The following is a 16617-nucleotide window of genomic DNA, read 5'->3' as shown; positions in this document are numbered from 1 at the left end:
GGGAATGATCCGATCTCAGAACGGCATCTTGAAGCCCGGAGGCATGCCCATGCCCGACATCATCCCGGACATTTTTTCTTTCTGATTCGCTTCAACCCGACGCACCGCATCGTTCACGGCGGCTGCCAACAGGTCTTCAAGAATTTCCTTTTCTTCTGTCATCAGCGAAGGATCAATCTGCACCTGACGAACGTCGTGACGACCATTCATGGTGACTTTAACCAGACCAGCGCCAGACTCGCCAGTCACTTCCGCTTTGGCGATTTCTTCCTGGGCCTTCTGCATTTCTTCCTGCATCTTCTGGCTTTTTTCATCATGTCGCCCATATTGTTCATCATGTCGCTATCTCCTGCTTGTCTCAATTGGCCGGATACTGTCTTCGACTACCCGTGCCTCAAATCGTTCAACGATGGACTGCACTGACGGATCCTTGCGAATTGCCTCTTCAGCCGCTTGCTGACGCGCCTTACGTTGGCGCTCTTCGTAGGCGGCCGGCGTATGAGGCCCGGGATTGCCCGGTTCCACCTTTAATTCAGTGGCATCGCCAAACCGACTTCTCAACCCGACCAGGATTTTTTCTTCATGGCGGGCGTTGAGCAAACGCGCGTGGCCATCGTCAATGGTCAGTACCACGGTGTTACCGTCCCAGGCCAAGGCCCCGTGACTGGCAAGATTCCCAGGCATACCGACTATTTCCAGTGAACGAAAATCCCGTTCCCAGACAAACTCACCCTCAGTGCCCGGTTCATGTTGCGGAACCGACTCTGGGCCTAGCGAAACGGGCTCTGCATTGGGCGCTTCAAGCGGCTCTGTTTGTTGCTCCGGCTCCGACGCTGTATCCGGGCTTGTGGCCAGGGGTTGATCATATCCAGGATCCTGATCAGCGGAGTCCAGATCGGGCGCTTGAGCGTCAAGGCTGGCCAACCAGGCATCATCCGACGACTCAGGTTCAGGCGCTGTTTCTGCGAGGTACTCCGAGCCGGTCTCTGACTGCGGCTCTGGCTCAGCAGCGCCTTGGTGGTTTTCTGGCTGGTCAGGCTGAGGGGTTTCGGACTGAGGGGCTTCGGGATGAGGGGATGCCTCAGGTGCAGCCACCTGCTCAACCTGCTGCTCTACATTCTGCTCTGACGGACCGGGCTGGACAGCCAACGGCTCGGTGGCGGGCTCTGGAGCGGCTTGATCAGGAGCACTGATGGCCGGCGCCGAGTTCTGCTCAGCGCTCTGCTGCGCGGCTCCGGCACTGGATGATCGTGCGGGGTCGGGTTCGTCGTGAGGCTCGTTGGAACCGGTCGGGGTGGAAGAACTGACGGCCGGCGGCTCGCGACGATCAGCACCGGGACGAAATGCCAGCATTCTGAGCAGGGTCATTTCAAAGCCCATTCTGGCGTCCGGTGTAATCGTCAGATCCTTCCGGCCCATCAACGCAGCCTGGTAGAAAAGCTGAGCGTCTTCCGCGCTTAGCTGACGGGCAAGGGCCTGAACCTCAGCGGCATCCCCCAGCGCGTTGTCAGCGCTGCCAGGGACTACCTGCTCCATGGTCACCCGGTGGAACAGTGACAACAGGTCGGCGAGAATATTGCCGTAGTCCGGCGCAAAGTCAGAAATTCGGTTTATTTCTGAAAGCAGGCCCGGGCCATCCCGCTCAACCAGGGCACTGACCAGTCGCTCTATGTCGCGCTGGTCGATGGTTCCCAGCATATTGCTGACATCGCTGGCGGCAAGCTTCTGGTTCCCAAAGGCAATCGCCTGATCGGTAAGACTCAGCGCATCGCGCATACTGCCATCGGCTGCACGCGCAAGCAGCCACAGCGCAGGATCTTCAAACGGAATCTGTTCCTGGCCCAGTACGAATTTCAGGTGACCGGCAATGTGCTCGGGAGTCATTCGCTTGAGATTAAACTGCAAGCAGCGCGACAACACCGTTACCGGCAGTTTTTGCGGATCGGTGGTGGCCAGCAGGAACTTGACGTGTTCGGGGGGCTCTTCCAGCGTTTTAAGGAACGCGTTGAACGACTGGTTGGTGAGCATGTGAACCTCGTCAATGAGGTACACCTTATAGCGGCCGCGAGTAGGCGCGTACTGAACGTTGTCGGTCAGCTCACGCATATCATCGACACCAGTCCGGGAGGCGGCGTCAATTTCGATCAGGTCGACAAATCGGCCTTCCTGGATCTCGGTGCAGCTTGAACACTCACCGCAGGGCCGGGGCGTAATTCCAGTTTCACAATTCAGGCACCGGGCCAGCAGCCGGCCGATGGTGGTTTTACCAACACCACGGGTTCCGGTGAAAAGATAGGCATGGTGCAGACGCTGACTCTCCAGCGCGTGAATTAACGCCTGCAGCACGTGTTCCTGACCCACCATGTCTTCAAAGGTGCGTGGGCGCCATTTTCGGGCAAGTACCTGGTAGCTCATGTTCCGCCAACTGCTGTTAAAAACGGGCTTAACCTTAGCATGGACCCAACTTGAGAAGAAGCACAGATCAACCACAGAAAACAGCGCAACAACGCGTTTCAGCGTGCGGAGAGCGAGACTAATCCGGGATTTAAATACAACGGAAGAGGGAGAAATCTGGGGGTGACCCCACCAGCGACACTCCGGCACACAATTCCACCGCTGCGGCTGCTCCCTTCCGGGCCTGACCGGGTTCACGGTTTCATGTTGCGGAGGCACCAATGGGGCCACCATAACGTCGCTTCGGGCTAATTCCCTCAAAGCGGCGCGCATAGTAGCAAATGGGTTTGCCGACTACAACGCCAATTCGACTCCCCTAGTAGGAATCCTAAATCTTACAGCGGCAGTGGCACTTCATCTTGCCGGAACCAGCAGGCAACACTGTGCCGGGTGCGGTGTGCGGGCAACACCTCGTGGGGGATTTCTTCGCTCAGGAATACCGCGATCCGGCCCGCTTCGGGTACAACCTGGGCACAGACCTCGCTATCGTTTTCCCGGTTGAACACCTGCAATTCACCGCCCTCCTCTGGCCGCCAGCTTTCATTAAGGTACAGCACCAGACTGATAACTCGTGATGCTCGCCCCTGAAAGCTGTCCAGGTGCTTCTTGTAAAAGTCACCCGCCTGATAGGTAGCGTAGTGGGCTTCAAAACGCTTCAGACCAAGGAACAGACGCTGATTGAGACCGGCTGGATGGTCTCGAAGAAATCAAACAAAGCAGCTTGAGGCGCAGTGATGCCCTGCAACCAGGCAATCCGATCCCGGCGAACAGAGCGATCCCGGGTCAGGTCGGTGCCGCGGCCGATACCTGCCTTCTTCATGGCGTCGGATCTGTCCAGCAATGCGACCTCTGAGGCCAAGCTGGTTAACAGCGGGCGGCCAAGCACACCGGCAACATCGAGCGTCATCCAGCCGTGTTCACTTAAGCCGTCGGCCAACTCGTCAAGCCAATCACCGGATACCGGTTCGGCAGTGCCAGGAGGCAGCCCGGCAAGTTCGTCGCCGCTGGCAATTGCCTCAACAATGGAACCGGCAGGTTCAAAGTGTTGGTCTTTAAGGGCAATAACAACCGAGTCTTCCATTTACTGCTTCCTGAACATTTGGCCATATTCTATGCGGAATTCTCGCCGGGGCGGGAGATTTAATTTACTCTCTGTGTAGGCAAATACCGTTAACTCAGGAGTCTCTGAAACACGCCATGTCTGAGAGCAGTAACCGACCGCCACTTTCCCTTTCTCCGGGCCAATGGTCCTTCACCCGCTGGCGCACTATTGGACAATTGGAGGCGCTGCACGTAAGTCACCCGCTCTTCAGAGCCACGGTGTTCCTGCAAGGCGCGCATCTTACCCATTTCGCCCCGAAGGACGAACCTGACTGGCTGTGGTGCAGCGATACTGCCCGCATGGAACCGGGCCGTGCCATTCGCGGCGGCGTGCCGGTGTGCTGGCCCTGGTTTGGTGACCCGGCGAGAAATGCCCCGGAGGTACGGAAGCGCATTCACACCGACAAGGCCCATGGTTTCGCCCGTACCTCTCTGTGGAAACTCGAAGACGTGCGAGAAAGCGCCCACGAGGTGGAGATCAGCCTTTCTCTGGACGCGAATGAAGACTTCCATGACATCTGGAGTGGCCACGCTCTCGCTCTCATCACTTTCAGCTTTTCCGTCCGGGGATGCCAGGTGGCACTGACCACCACGAACATGAGCAGCCAACCGCTGGCATTTAGCCAGGCCCTGCACAGCTATTTTCCCACTCCCGATGTCGGGCGCAGCCGAGTGCTAGGCTAGGCGATAGTCATTACATTGATACGCTTCGTGATTGGGAATACTGCTGGCAGGAAGGCGCCGTCTATTTCGAGGGCGAAACCGACCGCATCTATGAGAGCGGAGCACCCATGACCATTGTGACCCCTTCGGGCAAGCGCAAGCTCTCTGCGGTGGGCAGCGATTCAACGGTGGTCTGGAACCCCGGCCCAGCCAAGGCAGCGACACTCTCCGATTTTCGAGACGAGGCCTGGAAAAACATGCTCTGCGTCGAAACCGCCAATGCAAGCGGCGACTACCGCGTGCTTAATGAAGGCCAGAGCCATACGCTGGGCGTTCTGATCGGCCGCGCCTGATCCCAGCATTTAATCCGCGAGCAAACAGGGAGTCAGCATGAGTCTGGCGTCGTTTATTAAGTCCAGGCTGGTGCCTGCAGAGCTTGAACAACAAGTGAATCGTATTAGCAAGCCTATTGGGTCGCTTGGGTACGACCCGTGGGGCTATAACAATGAGGCGGTGAAATACGGGCTCGCACTGACCAAGCAGATCTACGAGAAATACTTTCGGGTTCAGGCCCATGGAGTTGAAAAAATTCCCGCCAAGGGCCCGGTACTCATCATCGCGAACCACAGCGGTCAGCTCCCCATTGACGGCATACTGATTGGCTACGCACTGGCGTCCCGGAAAAACTTTCCACGCATGCCCCGCGCCATGATTGAGCGCTTCTTCCCCACGGTGCCCTGGCTCGGAAACCTGCTCAACGAGGTTGGCGCGGTATTGGGCGACCCGGTCAATTGCGCCAAGATGCTGGCCAACGACGAGGCCGTGATCGTCTTTCCCGAAGGTATCCGCGGCTCCGGCAAGCTCTATAAGGACCGATACGAACTCAAGCGGTTCGGCAGTGGTTTCATGCACCTGGCCATGAAATACAACGCCCCGATCGTTCCGGTGGGCGTAGTTGGCTGCGAGGAAACCATTCCTGCAATTGCAAACATCAAACCGCTGGCCAAAGCCTTAGGCATTCCTTACGCACCGTTGGCGCTGCCAGTGGTGCTGCCGGCCAAGGTTCACCTCAACTTTGGCAACCCGATGTATTTTGACGACCTTGAGATCCCGGAGGAACAGGTGACAGAGCGCGTTGAAAAGGTTAAAGCCGAGATCAGCCGGTTGATTGATAAAGGCTTGAGCGAACGGAAAAGGCTTTTCTGATGACCCAACATCGCAGACCCCATATTCTTGTCACGGGTGCCGCCGGTGCCCTGGCGCAAAAGGTCATCACCCAACTGCGAGATCATTGTGATCTGGTGGCGGTCGATTTCCGGGAACAGGTTTACCTGGGCGACGACATACCCAGCTACTGCATCGATTTTAACAAGCGGGTCTTCGAGGACCTGTTCCGACGCTACGAGTTCGACGGGGTCATCCACCTCGGTCGGATCATGTCGAGCCAGCTCACCCGGATGCGCCGCTATAACGCCAACGTACTGGGAACCCAGAAACTTCTTGATCTCAGCCTGAAATACGGCATAAAACGGATTGTGGTGTTATCGACCTATCACGTATACGGCGCAGTAGCGTACAACCCGGCCCTGATCGACGAGTCAGCCCCGCTGAAGAGCGCAGGGCTCAGCTCCGACCTGATCGACTCGGTTGAGCTGGAAAATCTGGCGAACATCTATCTCTGGCGCTACCCGGAACTGAACATTTCCATCCTCAGGCCCTGCAACATCGTCGGCCCCGGGGTCAGAAATGCCATGAGCACATTATTGGCAAGCGAGCGGGCACCGGTTTTGGCAGGCTTTTCGCCGATGATGCAGTTCATCCATATCGACGACATGGCCGACGCCATTGTGCTGGCCTATAAAAAACCGGTACGCGGTGTGTTCAATGTTGCACCTCAGGACTGGGTTGCCTATCAGCACGCGCTAAAACTTTGCCACTGCAAGAGCCTGCCGATACCTTCGGTACCACCAATTCTTCCGTCCATGATTCTGCGTACATTGAAACTGAGAAGTTTTCCGTCGTACCTGATGGCATTTTTCAAGTATCCTGTAGTTATAGACGGCAGAGCATTCGCAAGTGAGTTTGGTTTTAAACCGAAGCGACAGCTCAAGGACATCTTCCGGTTTTACATGGATAACAAAAAACCGGTGTAGTGCAGGTTCAACCGTCAGGGATCAGCGAACACTCACGCAGGATGCGAGAGATGCTAAGCGACTTCAGTGTGATCAGCCACGTGGCGGCCGCCTTAACCTTCGGGTTGTTGGCGGTGCTTGTAATTACGCGTTACACCCGGCGAGACACGGATCGCGCCCTGTTCCTGGCAGCCATCGTGACCACCCTCTGGTCTACAGCGCTGGCCATTCAAAGCCTGTGGGGCTTCCCGAGCTTCTTTATTCGCTATCTGCTAGAGCTCTTGCGCTACAGCGCCTGGATTCTCCTGCTGTTTGCGATGCTCAGGAACTCGTTTCACCAAGGCAGTCTCACCGGACAACTCAAACAGATACTTGGGATTTCAACGGTAGTCCTGCTGGTGCTCCTTGTGGGCTTCGGAATGCTGGAATACGTGTTTGGCCTCTCTGTCCTGAGTGGAAAGACCCGACTCTTGGGCCAGATCGCGCTGTCATTACTCGGACTTTCCCTGGTGGAACAGATCTGGCGCAACTCACCGGGGTTCGGCCGGTCCAGCATTAAATACCTGTGCATTGGTATTGCCACCCTGTTCTCTTTCGATTTCTTCATGTATGCCGATGCTCTGCTGTTTGGCCAGATATCAGATTCTTTCTGGAATGCCCGGGGCTTCGTAAATGCGCTCCTGGTGCCTCTGTTTGCCATCAACGTTATCAATACCCGCAAACAGCCGGTCGACTTTCAGCTTTCGCGGTCTGCGGTTTTCCACGCAGGCACCCTGGTCTTTGCGGGTGGCTACCTGCTGTGCCTGGCGATCGGCGGTTATTATGTCCGGGTACTAGGGGGTGATTGGGGCGACGCACTTCAGGTTCTGTTCTTTACCATGCTCTGGCGTTTCTGGCCACCTTGGTTCTCTCCCGTCGGATACGGGCCAAATTGATGGTGCGGATCAGCAAGAACTTTTTCGACTACAAGTACGATTATCGCGAAGAATGGCTAAAAATGACCCGAGAGCTGGCCAATCTGAGCGATAATCCACCTCTGCCAGAACGGGTAACCAGAATCCTTGCAAGCCTGGTCGAGAGCAACTCCGGCGCTATTTGGCTCAAGGACGATCGGGGAAGCTTTACCCTGAAAGCCTCGGTGAATACGCCAATCGCAAAATACACCGATATTGAATCAGACTCGGATCTGGTTCGCCTGTTCAATCATCGGGACTGGATCGTCAACCTGCAAGAATACCGCACCGATCCGGTCGCCTACGACCTGCTTGAAATCCCGGAGGCGATCGCCAACATACCGGACGCCTGGCTGGTTATTCCGCTATACCTGGACAACGAACTCTATGGCATTGCGATGGTTGGCACGCCCTACGCACGAGTCGAGCTCAACTGGGAAAATTTCGACTTGGTAAAAGTCGTGGCTCGTCAGACCTGCAACCTCCTGGCCCAGGCAGATGCCCAGCATCGGCTGTCGAGGGCCATGCAGTTTGAAGCGGTCAGCAAGGCCTCGGCCTTCATGATCCACGATCTTAAAACCGTCATCTCTCAATTGTCCCTTCTGGTCAAGAATGCGCCCAAGCATCGCAATAACCCGGCCTTCATTGACGACATGATCGACACCACGGACCACGCCGTGCGGAAAATGTCGAACCTGGTTGACCACATGCGCCGCCCTGCCAGTGATAATGGCGATGATCAGCAGTTACTGGACCTGACCAGCCTGGTTATAAGCCTGCTTGAGCATTACAGCCAGTCGCGCCCCACTCCGCGGCTGGAGGGTAACCCGCCCCAGGCACTGGTATTGGCGGATGAGGAACAACTTCGCAGTGTACTGGGCCATCTCATTCAAAATGCCCAGGATGCGACGCCACCGGACGGTGAAATCACGGTGTCCCTGAAGATTGCCCGCGGCAATGTGGCTCTATTCATTCACGACTCAGGGTGCGGAATGACTGGGGAGTTCATTAATTGTCAGCTATTTAAACCGTTCGAGAGCACCAAGGGTCTGACCGGAATGGGCATAGGAGCCTATCAGGCGAGGGAATATGTGCAGAAGCTGGGAGGCAATATCGACGTAACGAGTGAACCGGGCGTCGGTTCCTGCTTTTCTATTCGGATACCGCTGGCCAAGGCGCCCGCCATACCCACCGCGGAGCCACAGACGTTACTCGATGGTGTGCCGCCACAGCCGAGGCAAAGCGCCAATTAGTAGACGTTTCGCATTAACATTTGGACTTTGCATTGCAAAGCGTCAATGTTCAGTTAAGAATTAATCACAGGATGCCAGTGGAAAAAGGCGTCGATAGTTAGACAGGGTAACAAACAAGGGAATTGTTTCTGGCGTGACTAGACGACTATTAATCGTAGAGGATGATCCGGGCCTGCAGAGCCAAATGCGCTGGTGCTTCAGCGAAGAGCTGGATATTACCGTTGCCTCTGACCGCGATTCTGCCCTGGCAGCGCTCAGGCGCACAGAACCGGACGTGGTGACCCTTGACCTGGGTCTGCCACCCGATCCAGGCGGGGCTACAGAAGGCTTCGGACTGCTTGAGGAAATCTTGCGCCTCTCTCCGATGACCAAAGTCATTGTTGTAACTGGGCGAGAAGACAAGGAAAACGCGGTCAAAGCTATCGGCATGGGAGCCAGCGATTTTTACCAGAAACCCCTGGACGCTGAGATTCTGACCTTCGTGGTCCACCGCGCGTTCCGGCTGGCTGAACTCGAACGCGAAAACCAGGATTTGTCCAGTCAGCGTAATGGCACCAATATCAAGGGCATTGTCGCCGCCAGCCCGCAAATGCTGGCCATCTGCCGCACCCTGGAAAAAGTCGCTCCGACTGATGTAACAACCCTGATCACCGGCGAGACCGGAACCGGCAAAGAACTCCTGGCACGAGCCATTCATGACCTTAGCCAGCGTGGACGAAAGCCGTTCGCGGCCATCAACTGTGCCGCTATTCCCGAAAACCTCCTAGAAAGCGAGTTATTTGGGTTTGAAAAAGGCTCCTTCACCGGCGCCACGCATTCCAAGAAAGGCAAAATCGAGAGCGCCAACGGTGGCACCCTTTTCCTGGATGAAATTGGCGACATGCCCATGGCTCTTCAGGCCAAGCTCCTGCGGTTCCTCCAGGAACGTCTGGTTGACCGGGTTGGTTCCGTCCAACCGATTCCTGTGGACGTCCGGGTAGTTTGCGCCACGCATAGAGATGTACGTCATCTCATTGAAACTGGGGAATTTAGAGAAGACCTCTACTATCGGATCAGTGAAATCACTCTCGATGTTCCTGCAGTTCGCGATCGAGAAGGAGATGCGCTCGTAGTTGCTCAATCGCTATTGAAATCCCTCGGCAAAGATATGGACAGACCCAATTTAGTCTTCACCGAAGATGCTATCAATGCCATCACCGGTTATGCGTGGCCAGGCAACGTACGTGAGATGATTAATAAGATAAAACGAGCCACGATCATGGCAACGGGAAAACGAGTGACTGCGGAAGACCTTGAACTTCCGAGCAAAGCTCCCGCAAACAACATGCAGTTAAATCTTCGGCAGGTAAGAGAGTGCGCGGAACGCCAGGCCATCATCCAGGCACTCCGATCCTGCAACAATAATATGGCAGGCGCTTCTCGACTGCTGGGCATTACACGCCCTACCCTCTATAACCTGACCGACAAATACAATATTGAAACTTCGACCGAAGCCCCTAACGCCTGACGGAACGGACGACAGCGAAAATGGATAGAAGGAACTGGCCATGAATTCTGCTCGAACTGTAAGTGCCGCAATGCTCTTCATTACTCTGACAATTGGTTTGTCAGGATGCGGCCGTGAAGATGAATTGAGCCAGGAAGAAATTAAATATCTCAGCCATTTAGACCAGGCTCATTTCTATCAGGATCAGGGCGAATTAAAAGCGAGCACCCTCGAGGCAAAGAGTGCTATCGAGTTGCAACCTGAGAAAGTTACCCCCTATTTCATTATCATCAAGAACCTGCTGACTGCAGGCGATGCGGTGAATGCAGAACGTCAACTCAATCGCCTTCTCCAGGAAATCCCCAAAGAATCAATGCCCCCCAAGCAAGCAGACGCGGCATCACTGATCAACGCTGAAGCGAAACTAATGCAGGGTCAGTTTGAAGATGCCCTCGCTGCGTTGAACTTGCTCACTTCTACTGACCTCGAGACGCAACTCGACGCCGCCCTCGTAAGGGGGCGTGTTCACTTGGCACGCAATGATGTTCAGCAGGCGGAACAGGCTTTTATAAAAGCCGAATCGCTGGATAGCACGACCTCTCTGCCGCTAGTGGGCTTATCTCGCGTCGCATATGCGCGAAATGACCCGGCTCAGGTCAAAGCCTATTTGGAAAAAGCCGAGCGCATAGATCCCACTGAATCAGAGTTATGGCTTTGGAAGGCACAACTGGCTCATTCACAAGAGCAACTATCAGTTGCTGAAGATGCCTACATTAGGGCACTGGAAGATATCGGTCAGTACGATGTTATGACCTATCGCAAGTATGAAACTATCTCTTCCCTGATCGATGTCCTAAGAGCCCAAGGCAAATCCTCCGAGGCGTACATCTACGAAGAAATATTGGCGAAGTCTGCACCCGGAACAATCAAAAGCAATCTGACGGCCGCCAGAGATGCATACCAGGCTGGCAATATGGAAGACGCAAGCCGCTATTTGGAGGAAATTCTCGCCCAGGCACCCGGGCATCAGCAAAGTACGCTGATGCTGGGCATCGTGAGATTCAGACAAGGCCGAATGGAAGACGCCGAAGCTTTGCTCTCCCCTATTGTTTCGCAAAGTGGATCGGATACTGCGAAAAAACTGCTGGCTGCCACTCGCCTGCAACTTCAAGACACCATCGGTGCCCGCGAAATACTGAGTGAACTCGATGAAAGCCAGAATGACCCCGAAGTCCTTGCCTTAGTGGGAATCGTCTCCCTGGCAAGCGGCGAGATCAGTTCGGGCCGTACCTTCATTGAAAAATCTCTTTCTCTCCGACCCGACAACCACGAACTTCGATTACGGTATGCCAGCTTCCTGGTCGACAATAACGATCCTGTTGCGGCCATTCAACACGCTCAGTATGTTTTAGCCAGTAACCAATTCGAAAATCAGGCAAGACTTCTGCTTTTAAAGGCCAACGTAGCAAAGAACGATCTGTCTTCGGCCTTGCAGCTGTCCAAAGCTTGGCTGGAAAAAGAACCCGACAACGTCAATGCCCTGATCGCGCGCGGCCAGCTGGCGGCTCAAGATGGTAATAGCACCGAGGCCATGAAGTATTTTGATGAGGCCGCTAAAAAAGATCCAGAGAGCGCTGAACCCGCCATTGCGGCAGGCAACCTTGCTCTGCAGCTTTCCAATGAAAGCGCTGCTCTCGCACATTTCGAGAGAGCGCTGGAGCTCGCCCCCAACGATACACGGGCGCTGGTTAGAGCCAGCGGGTTGCTGAAACCAGCTGAACTGACCACATTCGTTCAGAAAATACTGAGCAAGAACCCCGACGCCCATGGCCCGAAAGCCGTTCTGCTGGAACTGGCTCTCAGCGCTGGAAATAGAGAAGAGGCGGAGAAACTAACAGCGGATCTTTTGGAGAGAGTTGAAGCAAACAGTCCGTCACGTTTTGCACCCTTGGTAGCGGAGATATATCACTCCAGCGCTACTCGAGAGCTTGAATCGGGCGATACAGAAAACGCCTCAAGAATACTCAATCGCGGTAGGGCTCTTTTCCCCGAAAATCAAAATATCGCCCTGCAGGCAGCCTCCCTTGCATTTCAACAAGGAAACGTTGATGAGGCCCGTGAAAACCTTATGGAAGTCAAGCGCGCGCACCCAGACTCCCCTCGCCCCCTAATCATTGAGGCCGCCTATTTTTCCTCGCAAAATCGGCACCAGGAAGCAGCAGAAATGCTGAAAATCGCTCTTGAGAAAAAGCGCTCAGCATCTACGGAAGTGGCCTATGCTCGTGCATTGCAACGAGCCGGACACACTGAGAAAGGCATAGAGTCACTTGAGAAATCGCTTTATAGTTATTCTGACGACCCTCAGATATTGCTCAACCTAGCCATGCTTTATCAAAACAATGAGCAAGAAATAGAGGCAATTCGCACATACGAAAAAGTGTTGAAACATTCAGAGAGCAATGTTTTAGCGTTAAATAACCTTGCCTGGCTTTACCATCAAGAAAACGATAACCGCGCTCTCGGTCTTGCCAGAAAAGCTTTCAACCTCAACTCCGACAATGCCTCAATTACAGATACCTACGGCTGGATACTGTTCAAGAATGGCGAAATGAGGATAGCGTTAAGCTCCTTGAGAAAGCCACCAACTTCAGCCCAATTCGGAGGAGATTGTGCTGCATCTCGCTGAAGTGTATCGAGCTACCGACCAGCCACTGAAAGCCCGGAAGATTTTAGAGTTGCTCGAAAAGGAGGAATAGACGTCTCTTCAGACCTTGCTGGTAGTCTTGCAAAATGCTGATTCGATATAACGCAACAGCGTAAAGTCCAAAACAATCCTAACGATTGGTGGCAGCACTCCCCCACTAAAACAATACTTAACCTGTTGCAACTAACGGTAACGGTGGGTGGGGTATGTCTGTTTTTAAAGCACTCGGTCTTGGAAGCGCACTAATTTTGCTTGGTGGGTGTCAAAGTTGGCGATTCCAGACAGTGGAAGAGCTCCCGCCACCGGCAGCAGAACCCGAAACGAGCCAACCAGGTGAGGTTGAAGTCCGGTATTACGACAACTTGGACGGCGAAGAAATCGACACAATGACAACCTCCGCCAAGTTTCCCAGCAATCCAGATTCAGTAGCATCACTTAATAGTCTGGAAGATCCCGAAAATCGAGCAGAAGACTATGGCTCCTATGTAAGAGGGTTCATCAAACCACCTACATCTGGCGAGTACCGCTTCTTTATTAGCGGAAATGACCAAGCCGAATTTTGGTTAAGTACATCAGACTCTCCAGAGAACGTCGACCTAATGGCTATGACACCAGCCTGGACCTCCATTAATGAATTCGACAAATACAGCTCTCAGACCTCACGCTACATAACTCTGGACTCATCAAAAAGATACTACTTTGAGGTTCTTCAAAAAGAAGGATTTGGTAGCGACCACTTTGCCGTTGCCTGGGAGGGCCCCGGAATTTCGCAGGAAGTGATCGGCAGTTCCTACATTTACAGCTACGCTAAGCCCGCCATTGATACTGGTCAAACCGGACAGGAAGCCTACAACCTGGGCTATCGTGTCGGATACGTAGACGGTACGGAAGGCCTGAGCTTTAACCCCGCCTTTCCTCCAGCAGACCAGGATCAAGACGGTATTTACGACAACTGGGAGGTTGTTAATGGTTTGAATCCAAACGATTCAAACGATGCTACCTCTGATCCCGATGGGGATTTGCTTGCCGCGGCCGATGAATTCCTGATTGGTACGAGTGAGAACACGGCTGATTCTGATGGGGATGGCATTCCCGACGGGGTTGAGTTTGCTAATGAACTTGACCCACTCTACAAGCAGGATGCTCAGGAAGATCTTGATAACGATGGCTACAGTAACCTGGAGGAGTATGTTGCGGGAACTGTCATCAATGATCCAGACGACGCCCCTGTTGCTGCCCCCAGCCCTGAGCCAGAACCAGAACCAGAACCAGAACCAGAGCCAACACCCAGCCCTACAGAGGAGCCATCATATGTTGCCGGATTTGGTGCCCAGTTCTTTGAAGGCACATCGTTCAATCGCTTCGTGTTAACAGACGTGCATGAGGCAGTGAATTTTGACTGGGGGCGTGGCCAACCTTTGGCGGAATTGCCTGAAGACCAGTTCAGCATTCGATGGAACGGAATTTTCACCGCTCCCCACCAGAGCGGCGATAACGATTACCGCTTTACTGTCAGTACGAATGATGGTGTCAGGATGTTTGTTAACGGGGAACTGGTCATTGATGATTGGTCAGAGCATCCAACCACAACATACACTTACGACCGATCGCTGGCCGCAGGTGAGAAACTCAGTCTAACTATCGAATACTTTGAAGGAACAGGAAGTGCCGTAGCCCAGTACTCAGCCACCAATCTGACCTCTGCAGAAAACTTGTCAACAAGAGCGACCGTAGCAACGCCTGACCCATCCACCTCCAACACTCTTGATTCAGATAACGATGGAATACCAGATACCTGGGAGTTACGGAACGGCACCAGTGTCTGGGTACCGGACGGAGGTGTCGTTAACAACTCACAGGGAACCTCCAACGTCGAAGCGTATCAAGCCGGTCTTACACCGTACACTCTCGCAACTGTGGAGACTGACGGGAAGCCCACATCCGGCAGCGGCAGCGACACCGGAGATACCACCACACCGGATGAGCCGTCTACTACCGAACCCGCCCCCCCTGAGACCGGCTCCGGCTCCGTTACTCTTACCTGGACCGCACCTTTGACAAGATTGGATGGAAGCTCAATTGCTCTGAGCGAGATTGCCTCTTACACGATTGACTATGGTCAGGATGTGAATAATCTAGAGGAAAGCGTGAGCGTCGGAGGTGACCAAACCTCCTATTCCTTTGATAATCTCGCTTCTGGTACCTGGTATTTTAAGATTGAAGTAGTCGACACCAATGGCTTGTCTAGCCCTCCTTCGAATCCAGTATCAACACAAGTTCAGTAAGAAAATCCTATGAGCGCGGATAGCTAAATCCGCGCTCATAGGCCTGATGCATAACGCTCATCCAATTGAGTTTCAGCTTTCTTCCTCAACTCCGGCATCAAATACTGTAAGACCCTCTGACCATCACACTGCTCGCAGGTGACCGCCGCGACCAGTAACGAAGCATCCGTTCTTTGATTGAGAATACCGGGAACTTGGGCGAGTTTGGCTTTCAACTCATCGCTTTCCCAGCGTCCCTCAACATAATAACCATACGCAATGTGTATACGGACATCCGTTTGCCGATATTTCAGTTCGATGCCTCTCAGTTCAAGACCGTCACCCGCGTCTATCCCGAACGTCTTTTCAGGAAACAGGAGGCTACTGTCATACAGTCGGTTGCTGTAACTGACCAATTCCCCGCCAGGCCTCTGGAACTCATAAACGTAAAGGCCGGTTAGTAGCTTTAATTGCTCTTCGCCAAATTCTGCCTCGTTACCTGTCCACTCGTAAACATCAACACGGAAACGATCGGGTTTCACAACAAGAGGTTTCCAGCTTCGAAGCGAATTTTGGAAAAGAGGTAACCACTGATCATCGTCAATCACTGATTCAAGTGGCGAACGTTTTTGGTCAGCCATAAAATCTCGGTCTGGAAATGATACTGACCAAGAGGCAAATGAAAAAAACATGATTGGTAAAAAGACTGTACTTAACATCGACAAAAAACCAGGCTCCGAAACCCGGTCATTAACAACATGAGGCTGCGACTGGCCCGTAGCGACCTCCCTTTTTCAAGCCTCAAGGCAATGAAAAAAGTGAACAAGAGTGGCCGTGAATACCCACCACCCAAAATGATCATGTTCATTGATCAAAGACGAGGTCATATCAGATTCGTAACCGATATAAATGATGACGAAAACACGCACCCAGTTTGCAACCAACGCCAACAAGGTGCCCGCGATCATGAGATAGCATCTGCTGCGAACCGTTCGGTAATTCAGCTCGCCATACAAGGTAGTTAACGTCAATCCAACCAATAAGTAACGAAGACCTGAGCAACCATGTGCGATTTCAAAAGCGCCTACTCCCGGAAAATAGACCACCACTCCTTCAACAAAGAACTCAATATCCAGCCATGAAAGCAAGAATTGGTTGACCTCTACAGTGATAAGCTGAAGCGGCCAGGACAAGTAATCCCAGACTGGAATAGCGAACGCGAGCAAGCCAAGCGGGAGTATGAATGCTGTGGTTTGCTGCCACCCCCAAACCAGAAGCAGAGCTCCCACAATCAAGGGCAGTATGGCGATTTGCTGTAGCCCCTCAATCAACAGCACAGTTCCGGCTAAGTAGACCAACGCCGCAAGCAATAAAGGAAAAAGCCAAAATGGAAATAGATTTACTCTTGGCGGTCCTCTTAGCCACTTGCGCACCACCAAAGCGATGCTCGTGGCCAGAATCAGAAATCCATGAGAATACGACTGATCTAAAATCAGCCAACGCGAACCTAGCACCTCAAGTGCCGGCCAAAGGCCAATAATGAGCAGTACAACAACAGAAAGTGGGACCAGCCAACTACGGGCAGGATTTCTTACGTGGGGTTCCAT

General features: G+C 53.5%; 13 protein-coding genes, 1 other RNA gene and 1 pseudogene. 8 read left to right on the top strand and 7 right to left on the bottom strand.

Going from position 1 to position 16617, the window contains the following annotated elements; genetic code table 11:
- Nucleotides 1–15: 15 nt before the first annotated feature.
- The 5 genes from AU14_RS01090 to AU14_RS20125 all read right to left on the bottom strand — a co-directional run bounded on the left by AU14_RS01090 (nucleotide 16) and on the right by AU14_RS20125 (nucleotide 3535).
- A complete protein-coding gene (locus AU14_RS01090) occupies nucleotides 16–285 on the bottom strand; it encodes a YbaB/EbfC family nucleoid-associated protein (protein WP_407942807.1) in 270 nt (89 codons plus the stop codon).
- 57 nt (nucleotides 286–342) lie between these two features.
- On the bottom strand, nucleotides 343–2415 hold the full coding sequence (gene dnaX / locus AU14_RS01085; protein ID WP_041338276.1) for a DNA polymerase III subunit gamma/tau: 2073 nt from the start codon (nucleotides 2413–2415) through the stop codon (nucleotides 343–345).
- Between the two features lie 166 nt (nucleotides 2416–2581).
- An RNA gene (gene ffs, locus AU14_RS18855) (signal recognition particle sRNA small type) lies at nucleotides 2582–2678 on the bottom strand.
- A 111-nt stretch (nucleotides 2679–2789) separates the two neighbouring features.
- A complete protein-coding gene (locus AU14_RS20130; protein ID WP_236744664.1) occupies nucleotides 2790–3053 on the bottom strand; it encodes a 2OG-Fe(II) oxygenase in 264 nt (87 codons plus the stop codon).
- Nucleotides 3054–3109: 56 nt separating this feature from the next.
- Nucleotides 3110–3535 (bottom strand): hypothetical protein, encoded by a 426-nt coding sequence (locus AU14_RS20125; RefSeq protein ID WP_236744263.1) that lies wholly within the window; start codon nucleotides 3533–3535, stop codon nucleotides 3110–3112.
- Nucleotides 3536–3651: 116 nt separating this feature from the next.
- Between AU14_RS20125 and AU14_RS22495 the strand changes: the two genes are divergently transcribed.
- The 8 genes and pseudogenes from AU14_RS22495 (at nucleotide 3652) to AU14_RS01045 (ending at nucleotide 15031) form a co-directional block, all read left to right on the top strand.
- Nucleotides 3652–4239 (top strand): aldose epimerase family protein, encoded by a 588-nt coding sequence (locus AU14_RS22495; protein ID WP_269079079.1) that lies wholly within the window; start codon nucleotides 3652–3654, stop codon nucleotides 4237–4239.
- 107 nt (nucleotides 4240–4346) lie between these two features.
- Nucleotides 4347–4571 (top strand): aldose epimerase family protein, encoded by a 225-nt coding sequence (locus tag AU14_RS22490; protein WP_269079078.1) that lies wholly within the window; start codon nucleotides 4347–4349, stop codon nucleotides 4569–4571.
- A 37-nt stretch (nucleotides 4572–4608) separates the two neighbouring features.
- A complete protein-coding gene (locus AU14_RS01070; RefSeq protein WP_041338275.1) occupies nucleotides 4609–5424 on the top strand; it encodes a lysophospholipid acyltransferase family protein in 816 nt (271 codons plus the stop codon).
- Nucleotides 5424–6371, top strand: coding sequence for an SDR family oxidoreductase (locus AU14_RS01065; protein WP_041338274.1), 948 nt, complete (start codon nucleotides 5424–5426; stop codon nucleotides 6369–6371). Before AU14_RS01070 ends, AU14_RS01065 begins: the two co-directional genes overlap by 1 nt.
- Nucleotides 6372–6421: 50 nt before the next feature.
- A pseudogene (prsK, locus tag AU14_RS01060) lies at nucleotides 6422–8556 on the top strand (XrtA/PEP-CTERM system histidine kinase PrsK).
- Nucleotides 8557–8689: 133 nt separating this feature from the next.
- Complete coding sequence (prsR, locus tag AU14_RS01055) at nucleotides 8690–10063, top strand: PEP-CTERM-box response regulator transcription factor (RefSeq protein ID WP_041338272.1); 1374 nt, start codon at nucleotides 8690–8692, stop codon at nucleotides 10061–10063.
- A 40-nt stretch (nucleotides 10064–10103) separates the two neighbouring features.
- Entirely contained in the window at nucleotides 10104–12728 is a 2625-nt protein-coding gene (locus tag AU14_RS01050) for a tetratricopeptide repeat protein (RefSeq protein WP_052471912.1), read from the top strand.
- A 224-nt stretch (nucleotides 12729–12952) separates the two neighbouring features.
- Complete coding sequence (locus AU14_RS01045) at nucleotides 12953–15031, top strand: PA14 domain-containing protein (RefSeq protein WP_041338269.1); 2079 nt, start codon at nucleotides 12953–12955, stop codon at nucleotides 15029–15031.
- 35 nt (nucleotides 15032–15066) lie between these two features.
- Here the strand turns inward: AU14_RS01045 and AU14_RS01040 are convergent, their stop codons facing one another.
- A complete protein-coding gene (locus AU14_RS01040) occupies nucleotides 15067–15729 on the bottom strand; it encodes an exosortase-associated EpsI family protein (protein WP_094191120.1) in 663 nt (220 codons plus the stop codon).
- A gap of 75 nt (nucleotides 15730–15804) precedes the next feature.
- Nucleotides 15805–16617 (bottom strand): exosortase, encoded by an 813-nt coding sequence (xrt, locus tag AU14_RS01035; RefSeq protein ID WP_041338266.1) that lies wholly within the window; start codon nucleotides 16615–16617, stop codon nucleotides 15805–15807.

Origin of the sequence: Marinobacter similis, assembly GCF_000830985.1 — a bacterium.
In the GTDB taxonomy this organism is placed as follows: Bacteria; Pseudomonadota; Gammaproteobacteria; order Pseudomonadales; family Oleiphilaceae; genus Marinobacter; species Marinobacter similis.
Note: the sequence above shows the minus strand (reverse complement) of the source record. Positions and strands in the feature narration are given on the sequence as shown.